General features: G+C 53.1%; 2 protein-coding genes. One reads left to right on the forward strand and one right to left on the reverse strand.

Annotated features, from left to right (window positions below; all coding sequences use genetic code 11):
* Positions 1-203: hypothetical protein (locus ACP5PX_RS08165; protein WP_428085453.1), on the forward strand; the 203-nt coding region annotated here is incomplete at its 5' end.
* A 69-nt stretch (positions 204-272) separates the two neighbouring features.
* Here the strand turns inward: ACP5PX_RS08165 and ACP5PX_RS08170 are convergent.
* Positions 273-1820: ATP-binding cassette domain-containing protein (locus tag ACP5PX_RS08170; RefSeq protein ID WP_428085454.1), on the reverse strand; the 1548-nt coding region annotated here is incomplete at its 5' end.

Below are 1820 nucleotides of genomic sequence, written 5' to 3' on the forward strand. Positions count from 1 at the left end.
CGCCTTTGCACGCAGGACATACGAAACCAATCGAAACCGCATTCATGCCGTGGCCTCCTCAGTCCATGCGAAGCGACCCCCCCGCGTCGATAACCAAGGTAATGCCCGTGATGGAACGTGCAGCAGGGCTGCACATGGTTCCGATGGTCTTCAACTCACAACCCTTCGCCAGAACCATACTTGAGGTCCGCCTCAACTTCTAGCACTCCAGACGGTCCCGTTCCAAGAGCGCACATCGAAAAGCGAAGATCTGTCCTCGACGGCTGGAAACGCTAGGAACAGACTTCTCTATGCTCTTTAATGCTTCCGTTCTCGAGTGTGAGCATCCGATCAAATAGCTTGTAATATTTCTCTCCACCGTGCATGATAACGATCAATATCTTTCCCCTTGTTCGCTCTATGATGTAGTCCATTACGACATCCATGCTCTCAAGGTCGATATTGTTAAGCGGCTCATCGAAGACGAACAACTCTGCATCCTGCGAAAGAGCGAGGGCGATTGCCAGCTTTTGTTTCTGACCCGCCGACAAGTTATCTGCAAGCTCTTCCTCAAACCCTTCCAACGAGAAAGCCCTAAGGAGCCTTTTCTCGATCGGCAGGTCCTGGACCTTGATCGGCGGGAACTCTATAGGGATCGTCACGCAGCTCCTCTTTGCCGGAAGGACCACCTCGCCCTCATCTGGGGCAAGATATCCTGCCAAAATGTTGGCCAGGGTTGTTTTCCCGGCCCCGTTCGGCCCCACGATCAACAGCCGTTCACCGGGTCTGGCAATGAGATTTATCTTCTTCAAAACCGGTACGTCATTGTAGGAAAAAGTTACGTTTCTGAGCGAGACACTGTTGCCGCGGACAAAGTACTCAGGAGCCGTCTCATCGAGAAAACTCTGGATTCTGTCCGCAATCTCTCCCGAGCGATGCAGCTCGGCCAGAGGGCGGAACAGCCCGGTGACCGTACTTAGGGCTCTCCAGAACACGTTGACAAACGCAAGATACCCACCGAAGCTCAGAGCGCCCCGAATGACCATTGCCGCGCCTACGACCATGGACAGGAAGTCCGCCCACACCATGGTCGCACTGGTTACTGTTCGGTATACCGTGGCGAGCTTGTAGTTGCGGAAGGCCGTGCCTAGGAACTTCTCCATAGCCCGCCGGTAGATCATAAGCACCTTCTCTTGCAACAGCCCTATTCTCACCAACTTGAAGGCCTGCAGGCACTGGTTCAAAACGCTGAGAGCAACTCCTTCATCCTCCCGCTCGTGCCTGCTGACCCTCTCGATCTTTTTCCCGAACACACGGGACATGTAGGCCACGATAGGCATCGCTGCGATGAGAAACAAGGTGCCTTGCCAGGAAAGATAGAGCATCATCCCGAGAAATACAAGCACCATCACTAAGTTATTGACCATTCCGCGGATCAACGGGATGACAGGGGCAATCCCCTCAAAGGCATCACGGTAAACGCGACCGATGAAGTACCCTTCTCCATTTGCCAACACGGTTTTGTAGTCCTTGCGGTAGTACGCTGCAAGTAAATCCGTCGTCACTGTCTTTATCACGCGGTTCTGAAGAGAACGTTCCCATAAGTCAACCCCGCAGCTGAGGACGTTGACGGCTATACCCATACCAAGGTAGAGACTAGCTAGCAGAAGAAGCTGCCAGATTTCACCTCTCCCCACAGCTTGGTCAAAGATCAACTTGATAAGGTAAGGGTGGAGAAATGCTTCTCCTCCGTAGATCAGAGCAGATGCGGCAAGCAGAAGCAAAATCTCGGCTTTGTGCGAGCGCAGTAAGCGCGCGAATTTGGCTACTTTAACCACTCC

Source organism: Hadarchaeum sp. (SeqCode), from assembly GCF_049969415.1.
Lineage (GTDB): Archaea > Hadarchaeota > Hadarchaeia > Hadarchaeales > Hadarchaeaceae > Hadarchaeum.